Origin of the sequence: Streptomyces sp. NPDC058239, from assembly GCF_042882185.1 — a bacterium.
GTDB lineage: Bacteria > Actinomycetota > Actinomycetes > Streptomycetales > Streptomycetaceae > Streptomyces.
This window is the reverse complement of record NZ_JBHVWS010000066.1, coordinates 12,957-36,775: the sequence shown is the minus strand read 5'-3', so window position 1 is coordinate 36,775 and position 23,819 is coordinate 12,957. Positions and strand designations below refer to the sequence as shown.

Genomic DNA, 23,819 nt, shown 5'->3' with positions numbered 1-23,819 from the left:
CATGACCAACCCCTTCGAGAACCAGGACGGCACCTTCCTTGTGCTCGTCAACCAGGAGAACCAGCACTCGCTGTGGCCTCAGTTCGCGGACGTCCCAGCCGGCTGGACCGTCGCCCACGGCCCCGACACCCACGCCGCCTGCCTGGAGTACGTCGAGCAGACCTGGACCGACATGCGGCCCAAGAGCCTCGTCGACGCCATGGATGCCCAGCGGTAGCGCGGCCGACATGACCTCCACCGATACCCTGGACGAGGCCCGCGGCACCGCGGGCCTCGTCCGGCCCCACGACCTCGCCGCAGCGTTGCAAACGCCCGAGGCCCGCCGGGACCCATACCCGTTCTACGCCCGCATGCGGCGCGAGAGCCCGGTCCACCACAGCACCCAAGGCATCTGGTACCTCACCCGGTACGTCGACGTCGAGGCGGCCCTGGGAAACCTACTGCTGTCCAACGACCGGGACCGGATGACACGCGCCTACGGCGCGCTCGGCGGTGACCTGAAGGCCTTCAGCAGGCTCACCGACCGGCTCGGCCGGGTGATGAGCAACACCGACCCGCCGGACCACGCCCGGCTGCGCAAGCTGGCCAACCGTGCCTTCACCGCCCGGCGCGTCGAAGCCCTGCGCGACGGCGTCCAGCGGATCGTCGACCGGCTCATCGACGAGGCGGTCGCGGCGGGGTCGACCATGGACCTGATCGAGGCGGTCGCATCCCCGCTGCCGCTGTCCGTCATCTGCGAGCTGTTCGGCATCCCACCCGAGGACCGTCCGCAGGTCAACACATGGTTCCGCCGCCTCGGCCGGCTGAGCGAGGACATCGACAAGTCTGAGGCGGCGATCGAACAGTACGAGGAGTACCTCGCCCGACTCGTCCGCCGACGCCGGGCAGACCCGGGCGACGACCTGATCAGCGCCTTGGTCGCGACGCAGGCGCAGGACGACCGGCTCACCGACTCCGAACTGCTGTCCACCTGCTTCGTCCTGATCACCGCGGGCGACGAGACCACCACTCACCTGGTCGGCAACGGTATGCTCGCCCTGCTGCGCCACCCCGACCAGTTGGCCCGGCTGCGCGAGAACCCTGCGCTGATCCGCACCGCCGTCGACGAACTGGCCCGCTACGACACGCCGACCCAGGCAATCGTCCGGGTCGTCGCCGAGGACGTCGGGATCGGCGGGCGGACGCTGCGCGAGGGCGAGCTGGTGTACCTGTTCCTCGCCGCCACCAACCGTGATCCCGAGCGCTTCGAGGACCCCGACCGGCTCGACCTGTCCCGCCCCGGCAACCGGCACCTGAGCTTCGGCAACGGCCCGCACTTCTGCCTCGGCGGTCCGCTGGCCAAGCTCCAGGCAGAGGTGGCCATCGGCACGCTGGTCCGTCGGCTCCCGCACCTGCGGCTGGCCGACGGGGCGGCCCTCGAATGGCGGCCCAACCCACTGCAACGGCGGCTGAGCGCCCTCCCACTCAGCTACTGACACATGAACGATGACGAAGGAGAAGTGACCATGGCCCGAGAGTTCGAGGTCCGCCGGGAGCAGGACCTGCCCGCCACGCCCGAGCAGGTCTGGCACGCGGTCGCCACCGGCACCGGCAACCTCGGCTGGCTGTACCCCATGGAGGTCGAGCCGCACGTCGGCGGAAAGGTCACCCGGGCCGACGGCACCGTCGTGGCGTGGGAGCCGCCGCACCACTTCGCCGTGCGCGTGGCCCTGGACGACGGGTTCTCCAACACGCTCACCTACCGGATCGAGCCGCTCGACGGCGGAACGAGCCGCCTGCACATGGGAATCCACTGGGTGCACACGGGCGTCGTCGACGACACCTGGGACACCAAGGCGGACGCGGCCGAGAAGCACGTCGACTTCTACCAGCACGCCCTCGCCGAGTACCTGAGGCACTTCGCCGGCCGCCCCGTCGTCTACGTCAAGGCCGGCCGCGGCGAGCGCACCGACGACCCCGCCGACTTCGCCGCCCTGCGCCGACGCCTCGGCCTTGCCGACGACACGACCGTCGGCGACCGGCTGTCGCTCGACCTCCCGGGCGTGGACGGCGGCTCGGAGGAGGTCGTTGTGGACTGGCTGAGCCCCGACTTCGTCGGCCTGCGCGGCCCGGACGCGCTGTACCGGTTCTTCAACGGCAGCACCTGGAACTGGCCGATCTGGCTGGGCCACCACCTGTTCGCCGAGGACACGGACGAACAGCAGGCCACCAAGGCGTGGAGCGCCTGGCTCACCTGCGCCTGACTCGTCGCACGACACAACCGAAGGATCTCTGGTGGAAACACTGCTCTACGCCGCCGAACTCGTCCAGGAAGGCGGTACCTACAAGCTCGTCGTGCAGGACGTGGTGCGGGACACGGTCCAGGTCACTCCTGTCCCCAAATCCGCGGTGGACAAGCTCCCGACCTTCCTGTCGGTGCTGAGTTCCAAGCTCGGCTCCGCACCGGCACGCGGCCGCTGGTAGACCTCTTCCGACGTCACGAGGCCGGTGCCGTCCGGCGCAGCAGATCCCGGACGGCACCGGCCTCGTGACGTCGCGGCCCAAGGCCTGGCGGTCCCCGCCTCCCCGAACCGCGGCAGGACGGTCACCCCCGCTTACTCGGCGATTGCGGTATTGGCGCCCGTGTCCAGGAACGCCCGGGTCTCCTTCGAGGAGTACGCCCAGCAGCAGACCACCACGACCTTGTCGTCGGCGATCGTCTTGCGGAAGTCCTCCGGGCCGGTCGGGTCACATCAGTGTCCCTTGGCGACTTGATCCTGCCGCCGCGCCAAGGGGGCGGTGGCTGAACGGTGGCCCGCGGTGAGGACGAGTCGCACGCGACGGACTCGCCCTGTCCGTAATAGAGGTGCAAGCACCGTCCATCAGCACGCGCCCGAGATGGCGGCCCCGACCAGCAGCGGTGCCATGGGGTTCAACGAGGCATATGCGGTCACCCGACGCCGTTCTGCGGACCCCTGCCTGTGCAAAACGTCAGCCCATGACGGTTCGAGAGGCGGCACCCTCAGCCATGGGGCGTTTGCGGGAGAATGTTCCTAGGTTGATGACGATGCCGGTGTGTTCACCTGTGTACCGCAGCGGATCGTGGTCGTGGTCGTGGCCGGCCTCGACGCGGTCGACCAGGGCGGCGAGGAACCGGCCCGCCAGGGGAGCGTTCTTGAACTGGTTGCCGCTCGTTCCCATGGCGACATAGAAGCCGGCCAGATCGGTGCGGTCGTAGATGGGGGACCAGTCGTCGGCGGCGTCGTAGACACCGGCGATGCCGGTCGGCCGGTTCGGGACGCGGAGGAGCGGGAATCGGTGTGCGGCCCTGGTCACTTGGGCGTCGAACCGGGCGGCCGTCGGGTGCGGGTTGCACATGTCGGGATCGTCGAGCCACTCCATAGGGTCGCAGGCGGGCAGCGTGCTGCCGATGAGGAGGTGTCCGCCGAGGGGGCGCAGGTAGGTCCCGAGGTCGACATCGGCCACGATCAGGCCGAGCGTAGTCTTGGCGCCGCCCGGGCTCGACGAGGTTGTGTCGCCCTGGCAGACCGGTGCGGCCACCTGGTGGACTTCTTGGCGCAGCGGGCGCACTCCGACGGTGAACTCGGCTCCGACCTCGGCCATCCGGTTGAACGCGCCCGACCAGGGCCCGGCGGCGTTGATCACCACCGGTGCCGTGATCGCGGTGCCGTCGGCGAGCCGGATGCCCGCCACCCGGTCCTCGCGGCGCAGGACACCGACGACTGTGCGATGGAAGAGGAAGCGCGCCCCGATGCGGGCCGCCGCGTCCGCGAGATTCTGCGCCGCGAGCTGGGGATCGTCGACGAAGCCCGCATCGGGTGTGAACAGCGCGCCGAGTTCCCCTTCCGGGCCGGAGAAGAACGCCTCGTCGAGCAGGGGCTTGGGGGGTCCGTAGCGTCCCGCGTCGATGCCGGGGATCCGGCTGCGCAGCGTTGCGGCATCCCAGCGCTCGTACGGCACGCCGGCACGCTCGAACAGTGCGATGACCTCCGACGTCCCGGAGCCCGGCGCGTCGAAGAGTACCGCTCCGGTCCGCCGGAACGCCGCCAGGCCAGGGCCGTGCATGGTGTCCAGGTGCTCCGCCCATCGTGCCCAGCAGTGCTGGGATTCCCAGGCGGTGGCGACCCCGTCCCAGGTCGAGTAGTTGAAACGGATGATCGCGCTCGAGGCGCTGGTGGATCCGTGGCCGACGCCGCCGGACTTGTCGACGACCACTACGCGCCGACCGGTGCGCGCCAGTTCCAGTGCCACCGCGGCACCGATCACACCGGCGCCCACGACGACCGCGTCCGCGCCGGACGGAAGCGTGTCCGGTTCCCTGTCCGTCATGACGGCAGGTCCCCCGGGGATCGCGGAGTCCGGTCGCCGTTCGCGTCCGGGTGGACGCTGCCGGCGTGGGGCGGGCAGTCGCCGACGCGATACGGGAAGTGGCACGCGGCGCGGTGCGGCTGTCCGGCCGCATCCTGCTGGGGGTCCCGTGCGGCGCAGACGTCCCGTCCGGGACGCCGGCTCGGCCCGACGGGGCAGCGCGGATGAAAGCGGCATCCGGTCGGTGGCGATGCGGGGTCGGGCACCTCTCCGGGAAGAAGCGGTTCCCCGACCGGTCGTCGTCCGGCGTGCAAGCTCGGCACGGCGGACAGCAGCGTTCGGGTGTAGGGGTGCCGTGGGCTGTGCAGCAGGTTCTCGGTGGAGGCGGTCTCGATGATCCGACCGAGATACATCACGGCGACGGCGTCCGACACATGGCGGACGGCGGCGAGGTCATGGCTGATGAACAGCATGGCGAAGCCCATGCGTCGTTGCAGATCCCGAAGCATGGTGAGGAGCGCCGCCCGGACCGACACATCGAGAGCCGAGGTGACCTCGTCGGCGATGAGAACCGCCGGATCGACGGCGAGCGCGCGGGCGACGGCCACGCGTTGGCGCTGGCCGCCCGAGAGCTGCCGCGGCACACGGTCGGCGCAGCCGGCGTCGAGACCGACCAGTTCCAGCAGCCCGCTGATGCGCTGTTCGCGGCTGCGGCGGTCCAGCCGGACGAAGGCCCCGGCTGATTCGGCGATCGACTGACGGACCGTCATGCGCGGGTCCAATGCCGTGTCCGGGTCCTGGAACACCAGTTGGACCTGTTGCCCCAACCGACGCCGATCGGCCGCCCGGCGCCCACGGTACTCCCGCCCACCGACCGTGATCCGCCCGGCGCACGGGCTGTCCAGCCCGACGACCGCACGTGCCAGAGTGGACTTTCCCGAACCGGACTCGCCGACCAGGCCGACCGTCGTGCCTTGGGGAACCTCCAGTGACACTCCGTCCACTGCCGTGATCGGCCCGGAAGGCCCGTGGTGACGAACAGTGACGTCGTACAGCGCCAACCCTGCCCCTTCCATCACTTCTCCACCTCTTCGGTCTCACGTTGTCCGCCGAGCAGCGCCGGGGGCAGCGGTCGCCAGCAGGCGACCTCGTGCCCCGGGTCGAGCAGGGACAACACGGGGCTCTCCACGGCGCACCGGTCCAGTCGATGCGGACAGCGGTCATGGAACGGGCAGCCCGGGACCGCACCGCACGGATCGGGCGGCCCTCCCTCGATGGTGTGCAGGGGGCGGTCGCGGTCCGCGGCCATGTCCGGGACCGAGGCGACGAGCATCCGCGTGTACGGATGCCGGGCGCCGGTCGCCAGCTCATGGGCAGGAAGGTTCTCCACGATCGTTCCCCCGTACATGACCAGAACCCGGTCGCAGGCGTCGGCCACCAGAGCGATGTCGTGGCTGATGAAGAGGATCGCGGTGGCGTCGTCGTGCCGGATACGGCGGAGCAGGTCCATGATCTGCCGCTGCACGGTGACGTCCAGGGCTGTCGTCGGCTCGTCCGCGATGATGAGGTCGGGCCGCATCATCGAAGCGGCAGCGATCGCCACTCGCTGGCGCTGACCGCCGGAGAGCTGAAAGGGGCGGGACCGGAGCAACCGACGCCCGCCGGGCAGCGCGACCCGCTGAAGCTGTGCCAGGGCCTGCTCGACGGCCTGGGCACGAGGGGTGCCATGGTGCGCGCGTACGGCCTCCGTCATCTGCGTTCCGATGCGGAGCGACGGGTTGAAGGCCGAGGCCGGGTTCTGGAAGATCATTGCCATTCCCGTCGCCAGCTGCCTGCGTCGCTCTTTGCGTGTCGAAGACTCGGCGTCCGCGCCGAGGAACCGGTGGGTACCCCAGGTCGCGCAGGCGCCGTCCGGCAGCAGGTCGGCGATGGCAAGCGCCGTCAGGGACTTGCCGGAGCCGGACTCGCCGACCAGGCCGACCATCTCACCGCGCCGCAGAGCGAGGGTGACACCGCGGACGGGCCGGACCACCCGGTCCGCCGAGGGAAGGGCGACCCGCAGATCCTCCACCTCCAGCACGTGGTCCACGGATGCCGGTCGGCCGGCGCGTGCCGGGTGTACCGCGGGTTCTTCCGGCTGCCGTGTGCGGGCGCGCCGCGCGGCGGCTCCGGCCAGCACCTCGCCGAGCAGTTGGAAGGCCACACTGGCGTAGACGATGGCGACGCCGGGTGCCACGGCGGGCAGAGGTTCGGTGTAGATGCGGTCCAGCCCCTGGCTCAGCAGGAGCCCCCAGTCGTACGAAGGGGACTGCACCCCCAGTCCGAGGAAGCTCAGCCCCGACAGGGCCACGAGTGCCGAGCCCGCGGCGACCGTGGTGTTGAGCATCAGCGGTTCGGCGATGTGGGGCAGGACATGGCGCAGGAGGAGCCGGTGGCGACGCAGGCCCAGCACACGTGCCGCCGCCATGAAGTCGGTTCCGGCCACTCCGGCAGCAAGGGTCTGCGTGATCCGCGCGAAGCCCGGTGCACTGGCGACGGCGAGTGCGAACACCGCCCCACCCGCCCCCGCGCCGCAGAGGGCCGCGAAGAACATCGCGACGAGAAGCGCGGGAAATGCCAGTAGGAGGTTGATCAGGGCTCCCAGCAGGCGGCGGGCGCGCCCGCCCACGACGGCGGTGAGCGCGCCCAGCGTGATCCCGGCCACCGCCCCGAGGAGCGTGGCCGCGACTGCCAGCAGCAGGGAGAGCCAAGTCGCCGAGAGCACCCGGGCGAGCAGGTCGCGCCCGAGATGGTCCGTGCCGAGCAGATGACTTGCAGTGGGCCCCCGCAGCACCGCCGACGGGTCCGGACGGTCGGCGGCCTGCCCCCACAGCACCGCCCCCGCGACGGCCAGTACGGCGAGCGATCCGAGCATCGCCAGGGTGATCACGCCCATGGGCGAGGCCCAGACCGACCGGGACACGCGAGACCTGCCGGCGGCGGCACCCGGCGTGGAAGGGGAAGGGGAAAACAGCACCATCGGATCACGTCTTCCGGATGACCGATCGGGGGTCGAGCAGCGCGAGGGCCAGATCGACCAGGAAGTTCACCACGAGGACGGCCGAGCCCAGCACCAGAACCGACGCCTCGACGACCGCGTAGTCCTGCGCGGCCACGGACTGTGCCATCGCCGAACCGATGCCCGGCCAGGCGAACACCTTCTCGACCAGTACGGTCCCCGCGATCAGGGCCGGCAGGAGATTCCCGGCGAGCGTCAGCGACGCGGTCAGCGTGTTCGGTGCCACGTGGCGCAGATAGAGCGGGACGGCGGGCAGCCGTTTCGCGCGGGCGGCACGCAGATAGTCCGTCGCGAGAACCTTGAGCGTCTCCACCCGTACGATCCGCAGCAGAACCGCGGTCGGAGCGAGCGCCAGCGCGAGCACGGGCAGCACGTAGGACTGAGGACCGAGGTCGCCGGCTACCGGAAAGATGCGCAGGGCGACCGCCAGTCCCGCGGTGAGACCCGCCGCGAGCACGAAGTCCGGCATGCCCGCCATGGCGGAGGTGGTGGCGGTGAACGCCAGCTCCGCCCGGGGCCGCCGCCCTCCGCGTGTCCACACCGCGGCGAGCAGCCCCCCAGGGAGGGCGACGACGAGTACGCAGGCGAACGCCAGGACAGCCAGCAGCAAGGTGGCCGGCAGACGTGCCCTGACCAGGTCGGCCACCGGCTCGCCGGTCACCAGAGAGACCCCGAGGTCCCCGTGGGCCAGATGACGCAGATACTGCCGGTACTGTGCCAACAGGCCATGATCCAGACCGAGTTCGTGTCGTTTGGCCGCTACGAGGTCCGGCGGGGCATCCACCCCCAGCGCGGCCCGGACGGGGTCACCGGGTACCAGCCGGATCATCGCGAAGGAAGCGGTGACGACCACGAAGAGGGAGACCGTCAGCCGCACCGCACGCCGGCAGCAGAACACCACCCACGGGTGGCACCGGGCCAGGGCGCCGAGCCGCGCGGACACGGTCGTCATGGGAGACCTCCTCGACTGGTGGTGCGCGGTCGTGTGCGGCGTCCGCCGCCGCTATCTGTGCAGGCGGATGCTGGTCGGAACAATCTGGCCGCCGGGCGCGACGGCGAAGGTCGTCCGGTAGCCGTATACCGTGCTCGTGCCGTCGGCGATGGGCAGCGCATCGGCCGAGCGGAACAGCGCCGCGGCGGCCCTGTTCCAGTCCGCGCAGCTGGCCGTGCCCGGTGCGCGCAGGGCGAGGGCGACGAAGCGGTCGTAGGCGCGGTTGGCGACGTACGCGAAGTTGAGTCCCCCGGAAGGCGGCGAGCCGGAGAAGTACGGGACGAGCTGCGCGGGCAGCGGCGGACCCGGCGAGCTGCCGACCACGACGTCGAAGTCGCCGCTTTGGTACATGGCCTGTACCACCGCGTTGCTGCTCTCGCTGACGAGGTCGACGTCCGCGCCCAGCGCCTGCCAGGTGGCGGCCATCAGTTCGGCGACCGACGGAAGGGTGGAGCCGAAGTCGGCGCTGCTGAGCAGCCGCAGCCGCAGCGGCCTGCTGTGCTTCACCAGCCTGCCCCGTGCGTTCTTCGTCCAGCCCGCGGCGCCCAAAGCCCCCACGGCACTGTGCGAGGGCAGGTTCCCGGCGGCCACGTCGGCGTGGCAGACGGAGTCCGCGGCGGTCAGATGGCTGGCGGGCGTTCCGTCGCCGCCGATCGCCACATTGGCGAGGCCCTTGCGGTCCAGGGCACCCACCAGTGCCTGCCGCAGCACAGGATCGCTCAAGGGGCGGCCGGTCCGTTCGTTGAAGAAGGTCAGCCCCACCACGGTCGGCACCTGGGTGGTGGCCAGGCCGTGGCCGGTCAGCCGCGCGCGGTCCGGACCGGTCACCATCGCGATGTTCACGCCGCCCGTGAGCAGCAGATTCGCCACCGTGGACTCCTGCGGCACCACCGACACCACGATCCGCTCAGGCTGGCCCGCAGCTGCGTTGGTCGCTCCCCGCGGCCCCCACGCGTACCCCTTGCGCCGTGTGAAGAGGTACGGACCGCCCGAGGTGTAACCGCTCAGCACGTACGGCCCGGTGCCCTCCGTGCTCCTGTCCAGCGCGCCGGGATCCGCCAGCCCGGCGGGGCAGACGACGGGCACCAGACCGATCGTCCGCACGATGAAGCTGTACGGTGACGCCATCCGCACCGACACCGTCCGTGCCGCGTCGTCGGCCGACACCGTGAACGGCACACCGGGCAGTGCCGCCCGGGCGCCGACGAGCCGGTTGCGGGGATCGCTCGCATATCGCAGTGACCGGGCCACCCCGGTGGCAGTGAGGATCGCGCCGTCGGAGCAGGTCACCCCCCTGCGCAGGGTGAAACTCGCCGAAGTGGCTCCGGCCCGCCACTTCTCGGCCAGGCCCGACGCCACACGCCCGTCCGGCGCCATATTGACCAACGAGTCGTAGGCATAGGGAGCCAGGGCAGAGCCGAACTGCGAGTACGGATGGAAACTCGGGGTCTCGGAGGCGGTGGCGATCGTGACGGTGCCCCCCACGACGACAGGGGTGTGTGTCGATGACACATCGCCGCCGCCACAACCGGCCATCACGGCTGACGCGACAGCGGCGGACGCCACCGCGGCCGACCGAGCCCTGGGAAACGACACGGTTCGGCGGTACATGGTGTTCATCGTGCCACCGAGATCGACGGCGTCGGGCCGCCTCCCTCGGGCCGGACACGAACGGGCCGGATGATTTCCCCCGTTCGAGTGAGGCCGCCCGACTCGCGTTCATCTCCATTCCTGGCGTGGCGTCATTCGGCGCGCACACTGGCAGCATGGCGAACCATCCATCCCACTGCCCGGACGGCTCGGCGGCGCAGGAGGTCGACCGACTTGCGACCTCGTACTGGGACTTCCTGCTCGTACGTGAGCCGTCGTTGCGGACACGCCGCGGGCTGCCGGTCGAGTCGCTGCCGGGAGTGTCTGCCGCGGAGGCCGACGAGCGCGCCGGGTTCGCGGCAGGGGTGCTGAACCGGCTGGGCACACCGCAGCCCGCGGAGCTGTCCGGTCTCGCCGCCGACACCGCGGGCTTTCTTCGGGCGCTGGCCGAACAGGAAGCGGAGGCGGGACGTTTCCACTGGCTCACCCCCACTGCCACGCCGTACCAGCTCTTCCGCCTCCAGCAGTACGGTGACACGGTCTTCCGCCCGTTCCGCTTCGAGAACCGGGCCGACGCGGACCGGTACGTGTCCCTCGTACGGGATCTGGCCCACTGCGTCGCGACGATCGGTGACAAGGTCGCCGGGCAGGCGGCACGGGGCTTCCGCATCCCCGTCCCGGCGCTGGCCGGGGTCCACACCACCCTCACCCGTCTGCGGGCATCGGCGGCACGGTACGTCCGAGCGGGCGCCGAGCGGCTCACTCGACTCGACGTGGCGAGCCGGGGCCACCTGCGCGACGCGGTGGCGGGGCTCGTGGCTGCCGAGCTGGAGCCGGCGTTCGACCGCCTTCTCGCCCTCGTGGGCGACCCGGACCACCTCAGGCGGGCACCGCAGGCCGTCGGATGGGCCCACTACCCGGAAGGCGAAGCGGCGTACCGGGCCTTCGTCAGGACATACACATCCAGCGACACACCACCCGAACGCCTCCACGAGCTCGGCCGGGAGCACTGCCGCGAACTCAGCGAGCGGATGCGGGAGATGCGAGACACGCTCGGCTTCGCGGGGACGGAAGCGGAGTTCCATGAACGGCTCGCGACCGAGCCCCGCCTGTACGCCGTCACCCCGGAGGAGGTCGAGGCTCGCTACCGCGGACACCTCGACCGCCTCACGCCGCTGCTGCCGCGCTGGTTCGCGGTCCTGCCTCGCGCCCCCTATGGCGTGGCCCGCCTCGACCCGGCGCTGGAGGCGTCGATGACGTTCGGCTACTACGAACCGCCCACCGCCACACAACCGGTGGGACGCTACCGCTACAACGCCTCGGACCTGGCGCATCGGTCACTTCTCGGCGCAGCCGCGCTGATCTACCATGAGCTGGCGCCCGGACATCATTTCCACCTCGCCCGTCAGGCCGAGAACACCACGCTGCCCGACCTGCGACGCGAACTGGTGCCCTTCAGCGGGTTTGAGGAGGGCTGGGCGGAGTACGCGGCAGGGCTCGCCTGGGAGATGGGGCTGTACGGCGACCCGTGGGACGCGTACGGACGCCTGGCCCATGAACGGTTCACCGCGCAGCGCCTCGTCGTCGACACCGGCCTCAACCTCGGGATGATGACGCTGGAGCAGGCGCGCACCTTCATGCGCGCCCACGCGGCAGCCGAGTCCGAGGGACAGATCACGACAGAGTTGCTGCGCTACGCGACCGATCTGCCGGGACAGGCGCTGACATACCGGGCGGGGCATGCGGAATTCACGGCATTGCGAGCAGCGTGCGAACGCGGCGCCGGTGCCGCGTTCGACGTGCGTGCCTTTCACGAGGCTGTGCTGGCCGGCGGCACACTGCCGTTTCCGGCCCTGCGCCGACGGGTGGCGAGAGAACTGCACGGGGTGTCCGGCCGTCAGCAGAGGTACCAGTGGCCACCCGAGGAAGGCGAGTGACGTCGAGTTCCGGCCGTCGAATGGCCTGGACAGGCCGTAACGGTAAGGCCGTTCTACTCGAATGAGTGAAGGCCATGGCGGAAATTGTAACTGCCTTCTCGGCCTCGGATACTCTCCGCGATGAGGGGTGCGGGTTCGGCGATGCGGGAACCCATGCATGTCGTCGAATTTTCCTGTTCGCCTCCCGTTGTCTTTTCAATCATTCACTGCCTCTCAATCATCACTTCCTCGCCAGATGAGAAGGATGTCGCGCCATGCCGCCTGTAGTACCTCCATTCCTGATCGGCCTGATCGCCGCATCCCTGGTCAAAAGGCTGGGTAAACCCCTCATGCGAGGGGTCGTCAAATCGTCGGTGGGCCTGGGAATCGAAATCAAGAAGGCCGTCCACGATGCCAGCGAGGGAATCCAGGATCTCGCGGCCGAGGCGACCGCCGAAATGCTTGCCGCCCAGATGACGCACGGAGCCGAGCACGGCACCGACACCGGCGCCCCGGAGGGCGGCACCGCGGGCCGGACCGGAGCGGGCGCCGGGTCGGCGCCCGCAGCCGCAACGGCCCACGCGGCGCAGGCCGGCGGTGAGAGCAAGGCCGCCGACAAGGCCCGCGGTGCCGGTTCGGCCGCTGCCAAGGTTCGCTGAGTCCGCTGATCGGATCTCCGCGTGATCCCCGGCGCGCCCGATGTCACGGCCCGACGAGACACGAGTGTTTTCCCGCGTGCCGTCGGCTGCTCTGCGGACAACTCCGCGGCGCGCTTTCGTCTGCACACGCTGTCGAAGCTTCCAATTCCCGGCAAGGGTACGCCCGTCCGTTTCTGGACATGCCCTTCCGAAAAGAGGTGAACATTCCCCATGGCATCTTTGGTGGCACAGCAGCCACACGTCGGCCCAACCTCTCGAAGGTATGCGCCAGGTCTGTCGTTCCGGGTCGGCAGCGTTGGGGGTGCCTGCGGTGCTCGGGCGGCCCCGGGAGACGAAAACTGTGGAGGGCGTTCTCCGGCGTGCGTCGGGAATCAGGGAGGCACGTGCCAATCCTGTGACCGGATGCGCTGGGTGGACACCAGCACCCCCGAGTACCTGCGCCACTTCGAAGGGCACCGTGCCACCTACATCAAGGCGTGCAGGCCCACAGCACCGGCGCATGCCGACGCGTTCACCACTCTGCTCCGGCAAGCGCGCGTCACCGCAGGGACCGTCGTCGGCGACACGGTGCGCTTCGCCGTACCGGACCGCCTCGGCGTACCCCGGGACGCCGTCGTGGACTTCCTCAGCGGCGACTTGCTCGGCCTGCGCACCACCGACGGGCTCTACCGATTCTTGGGCGGGCACACCTGGAACTGGCCGACCTGGCTCGGCCACCACCCGTTCACCGACACCATCGACGAGAAGCAGGCGACGGAGGTGTGGAAGGCATGGCTGGAGAAGGCGGCACCCTGATGAAGACAGGTCATATGTCTGAGACCGGAACACCTCTGTATTCCGCCGAACTCATCCAGGAAGGCAGCGACTACAAACTCGTCGTGACCGATCGCCTGCGCCACACCGTGCAGACCGCATACGTGTCCAGGAGGGTGGTGGAGCAGCTTCCCACCTTCCTCTCCAAGTTCAACTCCCCGCAGCTGGGCGGTCTCCGGCAGTGATGACGGCGCACGACGCGAAGAAGTGGTTCCGTGTCCACCGGCGCGCGGCGGACCCCAGGCTCCGACTGGTGTGTTTCCCGCACGCCGGTGGCACGGCACAGTTGTTCCACGGCTGGCCCCCGCTGCTGCCGGAGGACGTCGAGGTGCTCGCCGTGCGGTACCCCGGCCGCCAGGACCGGCTCGCGGAAGCCTGCATCGAGGACATGGCCACCCTGGCCGACGCGATCGACGACGCACTGCGGCCCTGGCTCGACCGGCCGCTGGCGCTCTTCGGACACAGCATGGGTGCCTGCGTCGCCTACGAGCTGGCCCTGCGGCTGGAGGCCCGCGGCATCGTCCCCGAACACCTGCTGGTCTCCGCACACGCAGCCCCCCAGTGGGCCGAACACACCGCACTGCACAGTGCCGATGACGAAACCCTGATTACCCGCGTCCGGCACCTCGGAGACCTGCACTCGGGGGCCTACGACATCCCGGAGCTGCGTGACCTGCTGCTGCCCGCCCTCCGCGCGGACTACCGGCTCATCGAGGGCTACCAACCGCCGCATCCGGCTCCGGTCAAGGCACCGATCACCGCGTACGCCGGCCAGGACGATCCGAGTTGCGTACTCGACCAGGTCCTCGCCTGGTGCGACCTCGCTGCCCCGGGCTCCTTCGAGCTGTGCTCGTTCCCCGGGGACCACTTCTACCTCGTGGCTCGGGAGGCCGAAGTGGTCGCAGATGTGGCAGCACGCCTTGCGCGCGCGTGCAACGCGGACCAGGCATGACGGTGGTATGCCCGTATCGGGAACCTGGATGTCCCCGGCACACATCCGCGAGGGCCAGGCGCCGTGTGTGGTCGGTCCCCGGCCAGGTTTCACCTGGGCCCCGGCGGCTGCCCGTACGGCTGTGACGGAAGGCGGGGCCCGACACCGCGCATGGCGTTTGTGGGGTTTCCAGGGGACGATGCCTGTGCCGGGCGCTGAGACGCGCGGTGTCCCTGGCAGCGGCCACGAAGGCTGGGACGGAGAGGAAACCATGCGACCGGGCACACGTGTCGCCGACGCGATACTCCGGCTGCTCAGCCGGGACTGGGCCGGGCTGGCCGTCGCCCTGCTGCCGGCGGCCGCGGGCGCGTGGTGCGTCACCCTGGGAACCGGCTGGGGGATTCTCGGCGGTGTGCTCTGCGCCGTGGCCCTCGCGCTCGCTCTCGGGTCTCTCCGCCATCTGATGCATGTGGCCCGGGTACGGGTGAGGTATCCGCCACCCGGGCGAATGGTCGATGTGGGCGGCTACCGCATGCACATCCTCGCCGAGGGAGTCGCCGGGCCGAGGCCCACCGTGGTCTGGATGCCGGGCGGCCATGCCGGCGGGTACGCCATGTACCGGCTGCACGCGCTGGCGCGGGAACGGACGCGTTCGGTCCTGGTGGACCGTCCGGGCTCCGGCTGGAGCGACCCGGGCCCGTTCCCACGCACGACGGCAGCCGAAGCCGTCGAACTGCTCACGGCGCTGGAGCAGGCCGGCGAAAAGGGGCCCTATGTCTTCGTGGGGCACTCCTTCGGGGGCCTGCTCATGGCCAACGCCGCCAGGCGCCGCCCCGACCTGGTGGCCGGTCTGGTGCTGCTCGATCCCACCCCGCCCGATGTCGTCGCCTTCGGCCCGTCGCTTCCGGCCCTGCGGCATGCCGTGAGAGACCAGACCGCCCTCGCGCTGCGCCACCTCTTCGGCCTCCACGCCCTCGTGTCCAGGAACGAGGCACGCTCTCTCGAAGACCCGACGCAGGTTCTCGCCGTAATCGAGACCAGGACCAAGGCGAACTGCGCCGCGGCATCGATCCTGCGAGAGCTGTCGCCGGACGGCATCACCCGAGACGGTTGGCAGACGGTCGTACACGATGGCGAGCTCGGCTCGCTCCCCCTCCTCCTGGTGGCGCCGCGCGATCTGACGGGTGGTGACGGGATCTTCGACGCGGTCGACGATCCGGAGGAGAGCGCCCGGGTACGGCACTTCTTCCTCACCGTGAGAGAACGCTTTCTCGCAGCCTCCAGTGCGGCCCGGAGGGTCTACACCCCGGAGGGAACCGGCCACGATTTTCCGGACCGCGTACCCGAGTTCGTTGTGCAGGTGGTGGGCTCACTGCTGGACGAACGCGGGGCGGGCGCACCGGACCCGTTCTGATTCCGCTCCGCAGCGACGGTCTGCTCCGGCGCGCCTCCGCTCGAACGAATGAAAGGCATCGGTGTCCCCGGGCGCGTCGGCCGCAGGTCGACTACGGTGTTTTCGGTGGGGGTGAAATGCCTGCCCAGCACCGCCGGCCAGGCGGTATTGGCACGTGCGGCGGCGGCAGCCATGCCGTGTACACAAGAGAAGGTTCACACATGCCCCCTGTAGTTCCTCCCTTCCTCATTGGCCTGATCACGGCCCCTCTGATCAAGAGAGTGGTGAAACCGCTGGTGCGGGGCATCATCAAGACGTCGGTCGGCCTGACCCTCGAAGTCAGGCGTGCAGCCATCGAGGCGGGCGAGGAGATTCAGGACCTCACCGCCGAAGTGGCTGTCGAGAAGCTGGCGAGTTCGGCTCGCACGCGTCGTGTGAAAGCCGACGGTGAGGTAACGGCGCAGGGTGCCACAGCCGGTTGAAGACTGGCCATAAGCGAGAAGCCGGATACGGGGTATGGAGCAGCCTGCTCCATACCCCGCCGTTTCTTACGGCTACACAGACCGCGAGTCGGGAGCGATCTCGACGTCGCCCGCAGCATCGACGATCTCTGCGATCCCGTCGCACAACGGTGCGCGGCGCTTGGCCCGCGGCGGACGCGGCCGCCGGCGCTGCGCCCCGGCACTCGCCGCGGGCAACACGATGGTGGTGAAGCCGACGGAGACCACTCCGGACACGCTGGAACTGCTGGCGGAGCACGCCGCGCGGATCCTGAGCGAGGGTGTGCTCCAGTCGCTTCCGGGAGACCGGCGTACGGGTCGGCTGCTGGTCGAGTCCCCGGTGGACATGGTCGCGTTCACTGCGACGTCGTCGCCGACAACGACCCGTCGGGCGGCGGCAGCTATATGAGAAAAGGTTTGGTGTGGATTGCCCCGTAGGGAAGTCCGGGGGCCGTTATGGGCGGCGCAGCGCCCGGGGCAGGACGAACCAAAGGCCGGCGAATATGGCGGACGTGGCGGCGGCGATCGTGAACGCTGCGACGCGGCCGAGAACGACATTTATGAGCAGCAAGACAGCGCCGTTGAGCGCGAGGGCGAGAAACACCAGTCCGACTTCGGCGAGCCGGGCCGAAAGAGCGACGATGCGGATCTTGGCACCTTTGTGGAACAGGCCGCGATGCAGTGCGACCGGGGTCGCGAGAACCGCGGAGGAGACCACGGTGAGCAGCAATGTGACGACATAAGTATTGCGCTCGAAGGCGTCAAGCTGTGGAAACCTGCTGGTGAAAGCCACACCGAGAAGAAAGGCGAAGACGATCTGCACACCGGTTTGAACGACCCGCAACTCCTGCAGAAGTTCCACCAGATTTCGGTCGGCCCGCTCCTCGGGTGTCTCGCGGCTAAGCGGACGCGGGCTGCTATTCGGCTGCTTGGGCACGTATCTCATTGTCTCTGCCAGTGGGGCCGTCGTGCGGCTCATCCGAGCCGGCACTGCCATGCGTCACGCCCGGTCTCTCACCGTGCTTGACGCCTTCGAGCCGGGCCAGGGCAAGGGTGATGGTCGGTCCAGGGCCAGTGGCGGGCGAACCTCAGGTGCCGGCGGCGGGCGGTTGTGACGATCTGGGCGGCGGCTGAGAAGAGGCGGAGCCTCAGACAGCGGGGCTCCCACCTACGGGTTTTGCCGGTCAGCGCGAGCATCGGCATCCAGCCAGATCTGGTTCTGGGCGGTGGCGTGCAGGGGCAGGTTGCGCAGGCCAGTTGCGCGGGCGTTTCGGATGCGGTCCTCAGCCCGTGCGCGCTGGCGGTGTCGCAGTTCGAGTGCGGCAATCGGGACGCCGGTGGTGTTGGTGGCGGACGCGGTGAGCCGGGGGCCGTCCGCGTCGGTGAAGCGCAACTGCGCGCCGGGGTGCGGGCGTTTCTTGCGGACGATCAGCCGCATCCCCGTCGGCCAGCCATTGAGGACATCACCGTCGCGGATCTCGCCTTCCGGTCGACAGCGGGCGTCCACGCGGCGTGCGGGACCTTGAGGACGGCCTGGTGGATGGCGTCGGTGACGGTCATGCCCACCGAGTACGACAGCCACCTGCCCCGCTGGGCGAGCCAGGCGACGAACTCGTGGGTGCCGCCTGCGGAGTCGGTACGGATCAGCGTCTGGCGTCCCCGCCAGTACTTCTTCGGCAGCTGGACCAGGGCGAGTTGGGTGGTGGTGATGTGGTCGGCGGCGGTGTTGCTGCCCGCGTTCCCGGGCCGCAACAGCGCGGCCACCGGCTCTCCGGTGCCGCCACTTCCGTGATCGACGAAGCCCATCAGCGGGTGGTGTCCGAAGGTCTTCTTCCAGGTCGCCTGGCGTCCTGCTTGCCGGAGTGGGCCAACACCAGCACTCCGCCCAGGTCCACGATCACCTGTCCGGTGGTGTCCGGCGAGGAGGCTCCGGCCAGCTTCCAGACGCGTTCGCGCACTTCGACCCGAACACTGCCGGCTCGGCCCGCAGCATCCCGGCATCGGCCAGGCAGTCACCGCCCAGCGCGACCGCGAGGGCCACATCCAACACAATCTTGCCCGGATCGTGCACCGCCCGAGCCTTCCGCCACGGCGGCAGCGCCGCTGATATCGCGGCGTCCAGCCCGGCCTTGCGGATGGTCTCGACCAGCAGCACGCCCCCGGCCTGGGAGACCACCGCCCGGCCGCCGCCCTCGATGCGGACACACGGGTACGACACGATACGCTTCTTCACCTGAGAAGTGCTTCTTTCCACGGCACGATCTGGACCCTTGACAAGTCCTATCGTTGCAGGTCAGGAGCACTTCTCGCGTTTTCGATCACGCTTCGGACAGCCCACCTCGTGAAAGCCCGAGGTTAGCCTTTCGGCATCCGGTTAGCCATCAGACCTAGGAACCTTCCTCCGAGTTCCTTCCGGCTTGGCCGGAAATACGACAGAGCGTCTCGTGGCGCACGAGCACTCCTCCACCTGCCATCGGGCTCCTGCTACCCGGACGAGGTCCCTCAGCCGGGTGCCGACCGGGCTGTAGCAGACGTAGTAGGCGATCTGTCTCGGTGGGATCGGTGAGACCGCGGCGGGCCAGCACCCAGTGACCGAAGCCGTTCTCCCACTGGATCCGGACCGGCACCCGGGCCCAGTCATGGAGCCTGTGGCCGAGGGCGCCCGTGCCGGCGGACAGGCGCTTCCACGCCTGCCTCGGCAGGCTGGCCACCAGGGCATCGACCCGGATGTCGGCTCCCCGGGCGGTGATGACGGTGTCGTTGACCCTGGACGCCAGCACGTGCACGACCGCGCGCTGTTCCAGCCAGTACCGCAGCCGCTTGGCCTGCCCGTATGTCTCATCGGCGGTCACCCATGTGAATGGCACCTTCGCGTCCAGGGCGCGCTGGAGCATGGGCTGGAAGTGCTCGATCTTCGTGGCGAACGGCACGTCGTCCGGGATGCCGGCTGCCCGGCACCGTTCCCGGTCGTCGGTCCAGGACTTGGGCAGATACAGTTCCCGGTCGATCAGTGCCCGTCCCCGCCCGGAAGCGTAGGCAAGGAAAGTGCCCACCTGGGAGTTCTCGGTGAGGCCGGCGGTGCCGGAATAATGCCGCTGCACCCCGGCTGAGCGGACTCCCTTCTTCAGGAACCCGGTGTCGTCACCGATCAGCACCGCGTGGTTGTCGCCGATGCTCTCCATGACGAAGTCCCGTACGTCATCACGGACTCCGGCCGCGTCCCAGTCCGCCTCGCCCAGCAGCCACTGCATCCCGATCGGATGCCTCTCACCGGCTCGTTCCGCCAGCGACCAGCCGTTCTTGCGCTCCAACGGCGCCACCAGTCCGGCCACGTACTCCAGTGCCCGGCCCCGCGGCTCCGACCGGGCAAACCGCGAAGTAAACCGCGAGTGCAACCCCGCCAACACGCCACGCCAGGACTCAACTTGACGCACACCGAGATCTACAGACACCAGGAAACCCAGCCACACCAAACCCCATAACTGTGATTGCAGTACTAGTCGCTACAGGGCCGACCCGGAGGTGGCGTGGCCGGGATGTCGTTGTGACTGAACGGTCGTCCCCCGCACTCAGCGCCGGGGCCACGTCGGCGAAGCCTTTAGAGTTCCCCAAGTCTCCAGAGATTTTCCTCTTCCGCAAGAGATTTGGGGTCGGGTAATCGACGACTCATCGCTTCCGCCCACAGCGTCGCCAGCTGGACGAACGTTTGCATGTTCTGGTCCGTGGCGCTCCCGTCCACGGCGAACAATGCCAGCAGTTCGGCGGCATCGGGATCGTCGCTGTGGCAGGGCGAGCACAGCACGGCTGCACCCGTCCCGCGGACCTCTCGTCCGCTCTGGTTCAGCCAGGCGCGGGGGAAGGAGGCAAGGATCAGTCCGGGTGTTCCGCACCCGGGGCAGTCCGGCACATCGTCCAGCCGGACGGCGAGGGCGTGCCCGTTATTGCTCAAGCGACGCCTACCCACGTATCCGGGCCGAAGGTTCCCTTGATGTCGGAGGCGACCGAAGTCGGGTCCACGAGGAAGCCCAGCTCGTACACGACGGTCTTGCCGGGCGTTCGCACCTGGAGCCGTACGGGGCTCTCGCCCTTGTGTGCGCTGAGGATACTTTTCAGGCGCTGCACGTTCGGTTCGTTGACCCGGTGATAGGGCAGCGCGAGCTGCACCGGCGGGCGTTTACCGCTTTCCGCGGAGGACACGTCCAAGACCTGAATCTCCTGCCCAACGAGGCTGATGGTTCCGTCGCGATCGTTGACGCGTCCCTGAACGGAAACCACGCTGTCGGGGATCAAAGCGTGCTGAACCAGGGTGTAGGCGGCGGGGAAGAACAGAACCTCCATCTCCCCATCACGGTCGGCGAGGTTCACGAGGGCCCACGCGTTGCCCTGCTTGGTCATCTTGAGGGTCACACCGTTGATCAATCCGGAGAGCCGCACACTGCCTTCGGTGCGACCGGATGCGAGGAGCTCGCTGATGGTGGCGTCGCGGTTGCGCGACAAGATGTGCTCGGTGCCGTCCAAGGGGTGCGCGGACACGTACAGGCCGAGCATGTCTCGCTCGGCGGCGAGCAGGACCTTGCGGGGCCACTCGTCCATGTCAATGGCGAAGTCCAGGCCGAAGACCGGTTCACCGCTGTCCCCGCCGAGGTCGCCAAACAGGTCGTCCTGCCCGATCGCGGCTTGCTTCTTCACCGGAATGATCGAGTCGACGGCCTCCTCGTGGACCGCGGACAGTCCCTTCCGGGAGTGGTCGAGGGAGTCGAAGGCGCCGGCCTTGATGAGGGATTCCAGGGCTCGCTTCTGGAGCGCCCCGATATCGGCCTTGTCGAGGAAGTCGGGGAAGGATGTGAACTTCCCCTTCTCCTTGCGGGTGGAGACGAGGGACTCGATGACGCCCTCACCGACGTTACGTACGGAGCGGAGCCCGAAGCGGACGTCGTCGCCGATGGCGGTGAAGTTGGCGACGGACTCGTTGATATCGGGCTGGAGGACCTGGACGCCCATCCTGCGGGCATCGGCCAGGTAGATCCCGGCTTTGTCCTTGTCGTCGCCCACCGAGGTGAGGAGTGCCGCCATGTACTCGGCCGGGTAGTTCGCCTTGAGGTAGGCGGTCCAGAAGCTGACCAGGCCGTATCCGGCGGTGTGGGACTTGTTGAATGCGTACCCGGAGAAGGGGAGCATGACGTCCCACAGGGCCTTGGTGGCCTCTTCGCTGTAACCGTTCTGCTTGATCATGCCGTCAGAGAACTTGTCCCACTCCGCCGCCAGGACCTCGGGCTTCTTCTTGCCCATGGCCCGGCGCAGCAGGTCTGCACCGCCCAGGGTGTAGTTGGCGAGCTGCCGGGCGATGGCCATGATCTGCTCTTGGTAGACGAGCAGGTGGAAGGTGTTGCCGAGGATCGGCTCCAGGGCTGATTCCAGCTCCGGGTGGATCGGGGTGATGGGCTGCTTTCCGGTCTTGCGGAACGCGTAATTGGTGTGCGCGTTGGCCGCCATCGGGCCGGGCCGGTACAGGGCGAGGGCTGCCGCGATGTCTTCGAACCGGGTGGGTTCCATCTGCTTGAGAAGGGTGCGCATGCCGGCTCCGTCGAGCTGGAACACCCCGAAGGTGTCGCCGCTGGCGAGGAGCTTGTAGGTGGTGACGTCGTCCAGCGGGATCTGCTGGGCGCCGTCGGTCGGCATTGTGTCGGTGGTGATGTTGACACCGCGGTTCTCGCGGACGTTCTGGATGGCATGGTCGATGACGCCCAGGTTCCGAAGACCCAGGAAATCCATCTTGACCAGACCCATGTCCTCGCAGGACGGGTAGTCGAACCCGGTGATCTTGACGCCGTCCTTGGCACGCATGTGCAGCGGGATGCGGTTGGTGAGCCGGGTCTTGGAAAGGATGACAGCGGCCGCGTGCACGCCGGTGCCGCGGATCAGTCCCTCCACCCCGCGGGCGCCGTCGACGACCTTCTTGACCTCGGGCTCCGCCTCGTACAGGGCGCGGATCTCGCCCGCTTCCCCGTAGCGGGGGTGGCTGGAGTCGAAGATCCCGCTGATCGGGATCGACTTGCCGTTGGCGTCGGGCGGCAGAGCCTTGGTGATGCGCTCGCCGTGGGAGAAGGGGTAGCCCAACAGCCGGGAAGTGTCCTTGATCGCGTTCTTGGCCTTGAGCTTGCCGAACGTGTTGACCATGGCGGTGTACTCGTCGCCATACTTCTCCACGACGTAGCGCACCATCCGGTCCCGGTGACGGTCGTCGAAGTCGAGGTCGACATCCGGCGGGTTGATGCGCTCCGGGTTGAGGAACCGCTCAAAGAGCAGTCCGTGCTCGAGCGGGCACAACTCGGTGATGCGCGTCGCGTACGCCACGATCGACCCGGTCGCCGATCCACGGCCGGGCCCGACGGGAATCTTGCTGTCGCGGGCGTACTTGCAGATGTCCGCGACGACGAGGAAGTAGCTGGAGAAGTTCATCGGCCCGATGACCTTCATCTCGGTCTCGAACCGCTCCAGAACCTCGGCCGGGATCGGGTCGCCGTAGCGCATCGCCAGGCCCTTGAGGCATTCCTTGCGTAGCCAGGACTCCTGGGTCTCCCCTTCAGGGACTCCGGGGAAGTTCGGCATCTCGTCGACGTTCTTGAACACCGACTCGTAGGACTCGATGCGCTCGGCGATCAGCAGCGTGTTGTCGCACGCCTCGGGGATCTCGGAGAAGAGCTCCCGCATCTGCGAGGCGGTCTTGAGGTAGTAGCCGGTGCCGTTGAACCGGAAGCGCTTCGGGTCGGCCTTGTCCTTGCCGACCCCGATGCACAGGAGGTTGTCGTGGGCGTCGGCGTGCTCTTCCAGAACGTAGTGCGCGTCGTTCGTGGCCAGGAGCGGGATACTGAGGTCCTTCGCCAGCCGCAGCAGGTCCTCGCGGACGTTGCGTTCCAGGTCCAGGCCGTGGTCCATCAGCTCCAGGAAGTAGTTCTCCTTGCCGAGGATGTCCTGGTAGGACGCGGCGACCTCACGTGCTTCGTCGTACTGGTTCAGCCGCAGCCGGGTCTGGATCGCCCCGGACGGGCAGCCGGTCGTCCCGATGATTCCTTCGGAGTGTTCGGAGATCAGTTCCATGTCCATGCGGGGCTTGCCGGCCGGGAACTGGCCCGTGTAGCTGGCCTCGGTCGACAGGAAGAAGAGGTTCTTCAACCCCGTCACGTTCTGCGCCCACATCGTCATGTGGGTGAAGCGCCCGCCGCCGGAGACGTCCTTCGAGCCCTCCCCGTCGTCCGACATCGCCCGGACACCGCCTGGGCCCCAGAACTCCTGCTTGCGCATGCGCCGGGAGGACGGAGCGACGTACGCCTCGATCCCGATGATTGGCTTCACGTTCTGGAAGCCCTTGGCCACCTGCTGGAACTCGTACGCACCGAACATGTTTCCGTGATCGCTCATCGCGATCGCGGGCATCTCCTGACGGGAGACTTCCTCGAACATCGGCTTGAGCCGCTGCGCGCCGTCGAGCATGGAGTATTCGGTGTGGTTGTGTAAGTGGACGAAGGAATCGGGCACCGGGAGCGCACCTCCATGGGGTTACGGGGAGGCTTCACCCTAGCGCTCGGAGAGGTGCTCCGTGCCTCAACCCGGGCCGTCCCAAAGACGATTCGAAACCGGCCGATGTCACGAAACCATCACC

At 68.8% G+C, this 23,819-nt stretch carries 20 protein-coding genes and 2 pseudogenes; 12 read left to right on the top strand and 10 right to left on the bottom strand.

All coding sequences use genetic code 11. The features are described 5' to 3' along the window. The first annotated feature begins 1 nt into the window (after position 1). From ACFVYE_RS41030 to ACFVYE_RS41015, 4 genes are read left to right on the top strand one after another with little or no spacing between them, the layout of a single operon-like run. Positions 2 to 217, top strand: a complete 216-nt coding sequence (locus ACFVYE_RS41030) for an MbtH family protein (protein WP_093896554.1) — start codon at positions 2 to 4, stop codon at positions 215 to 217. Positions 218 to 227: 10 nt separating this feature from the next. After that, positions 228 to 1,475 (top strand): cytochrome P450, encoded by a 1,248-nt coding sequence (locus ACFVYE_RS41025; protein WP_389608651.1) that lies wholly within the window; start codon positions 228 to 230, stop codon positions 1,473 to 1,475. A gap of 30 nt (positions 1,476 to 1,505) precedes the next feature. Continuing rightward, entirely contained in the window at positions 1,506 to 2,243 is a 738-nt protein-coding gene (locus tag ACFVYE_RS41020; RefSeq protein ID WP_383979721.1) for an SRPBCC domain-containing protein, read from the top strand. Between the two features lie 31 nt (positions 2,244 to 2,274). After that, positions 2,275 to 2,463, top strand: a complete 189-nt coding sequence (locus tag ACFVYE_RS41015; RefSeq protein WP_383979719.1) for a hypothetical protein — start codon at positions 2,275 to 2,277, stop codon at positions 2,461 to 2,463. Between the two features lie 507 nt (positions 2,464 to 2,970). Here the strand turns inward: ACFVYE_RS41015 and ACFVYE_RS41010 are convergent. The 5 genes from ACFVYE_RS41010 to ACFVYE_RS40990 all read right to left on the bottom strand — a co-directional run bounded on the left by ACFVYE_RS41010 (position 2,971) and on the right by ACFVYE_RS40990 (position 9,842). Further along, the gene (locus ACFVYE_RS41010) at positions 2,971 to 4,329 is read right to left on the bottom strand and encodes an NAD(P)/FAD-dependent oxidoreductase (RefSeq protein WP_383969437.1); all 1,359 of its coding nucleotides are present in this window, start codon (positions 4,327 to 4,329) and stop codon (positions 2,971 to 2,973) included. Next, a complete protein-coding gene (locus ACFVYE_RS41005) occupies positions 4,326 to 5,312 on the bottom strand; it encodes an oligopeptide/dipeptide ABC transporter ATP-binding protein (RefSeq protein ID WP_389608650.1) in 987 nt (328 codons plus the stop codon). Before ACFVYE_RS41005 ends, ACFVYE_RS41010 begins: the two co-directional genes overlap by 4 nt. A gap of 71 nt (positions 5,313 to 5,383) precedes the next feature. Continuing rightward, complete coding sequence (locus ACFVYE_RS41000; RefSeq protein ID WP_383969442.1) at positions 5,384 to 7,270, bottom strand: dipeptide/oligopeptide/nickel ABC transporter permease/ATP-binding protein; 1,887 nt, start codon at positions 7,268 to 7,270, stop codon at positions 5,384 to 5,386. A gap of 61 nt (positions 7,271 to 7,331) precedes the next feature. After that, complete coding sequence (locus ACFVYE_RS40995) at positions 7,332 to 8,318, bottom strand: ABC transporter permease (RefSeq protein ID WP_382903348.1); 987 nt, start codon at positions 8,316 to 8,318, stop codon at positions 7,332 to 7,334. 51 nt (positions 8,319 to 8,369) lie between these two features. Further along, positions 8,370 to 9,842 carry an ABC transporter substrate-binding protein gene (locus ACFVYE_RS40990; RefSeq protein ID WP_383969447.1) on the bottom strand — a complete coding sequence of 491 codons (1,473 nt, stop codon included), beginning with the start codon at positions 9,840 to 9,842 and terminating at the stop codon, positions 8,370 to 8,372. A gap of 281 nt (positions 9,843 to 10,123) precedes the next feature. Here ACFVYE_RS40990 and ACFVYE_RS40985 point away from each other — a divergent pair, with 281 nt between their 5' ends. The 8 genes from ACFVYE_RS40985 (at position 10,124) to ACFVYE_RS40950 (ending at position 16,568) form a co-directional block, all read left to right on the top strand. Then, positions 10,124 to 11,884: a DUF885 domain-containing protein gene (locus tag ACFVYE_RS40985; protein ID WP_389608649.1), complete on the top strand. Its 1,761-nt coding sequence runs from the start codon at positions 10,124 to 10,126 to the stop codon at positions 11,882 to 11,884. A 254-nt stretch (positions 11,885 to 12,138) separates the two neighbouring features. Further along, a complete protein-coding gene (locus ACFVYE_RS40980) occupies positions 12,139 to 12,522 on the top strand; it encodes a DUF5132 domain-containing protein (RefSeq protein WP_383969452.1) in 384 nt (127 codons plus the stop codon). 411 nt (positions 12,523 to 12,933) lie between these two features. Continuing rightward, entirely contained in the window at positions 12,934 to 13,317 is a 384-nt protein-coding gene (locus ACFVYE_RS40975; RefSeq protein ID WP_383969455.1) for a hypothetical protein, read from the top strand. A 14-nt stretch (positions 13,318 to 13,331) separates the two neighbouring features. Continuing rightward, complete coding sequence (locus tag ACFVYE_RS40970; protein ID WP_383969458.1) at positions 13,332 to 13,520, top strand: hypothetical protein; 189 nt, start codon at positions 13,332 to 13,334, stop codon at positions 13,518 to 13,520. Beyond that, positions 13,520 to 14,287, top strand: coding sequence for a thioesterase II family protein (locus ACFVYE_RS40965; protein ID WP_383969461.1), 768 nt, complete (start codon positions 13,520 to 13,522; stop codon positions 14,285 to 14,287). Before ACFVYE_RS40970 ends, ACFVYE_RS40965 begins: the two co-directional genes overlap by 1 nt. A 250-nt stretch (positions 14,288 to 14,537) precedes the next feature. Then, positions 14,538 to 15,680 carry an alpha/beta fold hydrolase gene (locus ACFVYE_RS40960; protein WP_383969464.1) on the top strand — a complete coding sequence of 381 codons (1,143 nt, stop codon included), beginning with the start codon at positions 14,538 to 14,540 and terminating at the stop codon, positions 15,678 to 15,680. A gap of 260 nt (positions 15,681 to 15,940) precedes the next feature. Next, entirely contained in the window at positions 15,941 to 16,141 is a 201-nt protein-coding gene (locus tag ACFVYE_RS40955) for a DUF5132 domain-containing protein (RefSeq protein ID WP_256102684.1), read from the top strand. Positions 16,142 to 16,301: 160 nt separating this feature from the next. Beyond that, positions 16,302 to 16,568, top strand: coding sequence for an aldehyde dehydrogenase family protein (locus ACFVYE_RS40950; RefSeq protein WP_383969467.1), 267 nt, complete (start codon positions 16,302 to 16,304; stop codon positions 16,566 to 16,568). Positions 16,569 to 16,613: 45 nt separating this feature from the next. Here the strand turns inward: ACFVYE_RS40950 and ACFVYE_RS40945 are convergent, their stop codons facing one another. The 5 genes and pseudogenes from ACFVYE_RS40945 to dnaE form a co-directional block, all read right to left on the bottom strand. Beyond that, positions 16,614 to 17,105 (bottom strand): DUF6328 family protein, encoded by a 492-nt coding sequence (locus tag ACFVYE_RS40945; protein WP_383969493.1) that lies wholly within the window; start codon positions 17,103 to 17,105, stop codon positions 16,614 to 16,616. A 68-nt stretch (positions 17,106 to 17,173) separates the two neighbouring features. Then, positions 17,174 to 18,392: pseudogene (locus ACFVYE_RS40940) on the bottom strand (IS1380 family transposase). 222 nt (positions 18,393 to 18,614) lie between these two features. After that, positions 18,615 to 19,566: pseudogene (locus ACFVYE_RS40935) on the bottom strand (IS701 family transposase); the annotation flags it as partial. Positions 19,567 to 19,757: 191 nt separating this feature from the next. Further along, a complete protein-coding gene (locus ACFVYE_RS40930; protein ID WP_383969471.1) occupies positions 19,758 to 20,108 on the bottom strand; it encodes a DUF6300 family protein in 351 nt (116 codons plus the stop codon). Then, positions 20,105 to 23,695 carry a DNA polymerase III subunit alpha gene (gene dnaE / locus ACFVYE_RS40925; RefSeq protein ID WP_383969473.1) on the bottom strand — a complete coding sequence of 1,197 codons (3,591 nt, stop codon included), beginning with the start codon at positions 23,693 to 23,695 and terminating at the stop codon, positions 20,105 to 20,107. Before dnaE ends, ACFVYE_RS40930 begins: the two co-directional genes overlap by 4 nt. Positions 23,696 to 23,819: the final 124 nt, after the last annotated feature.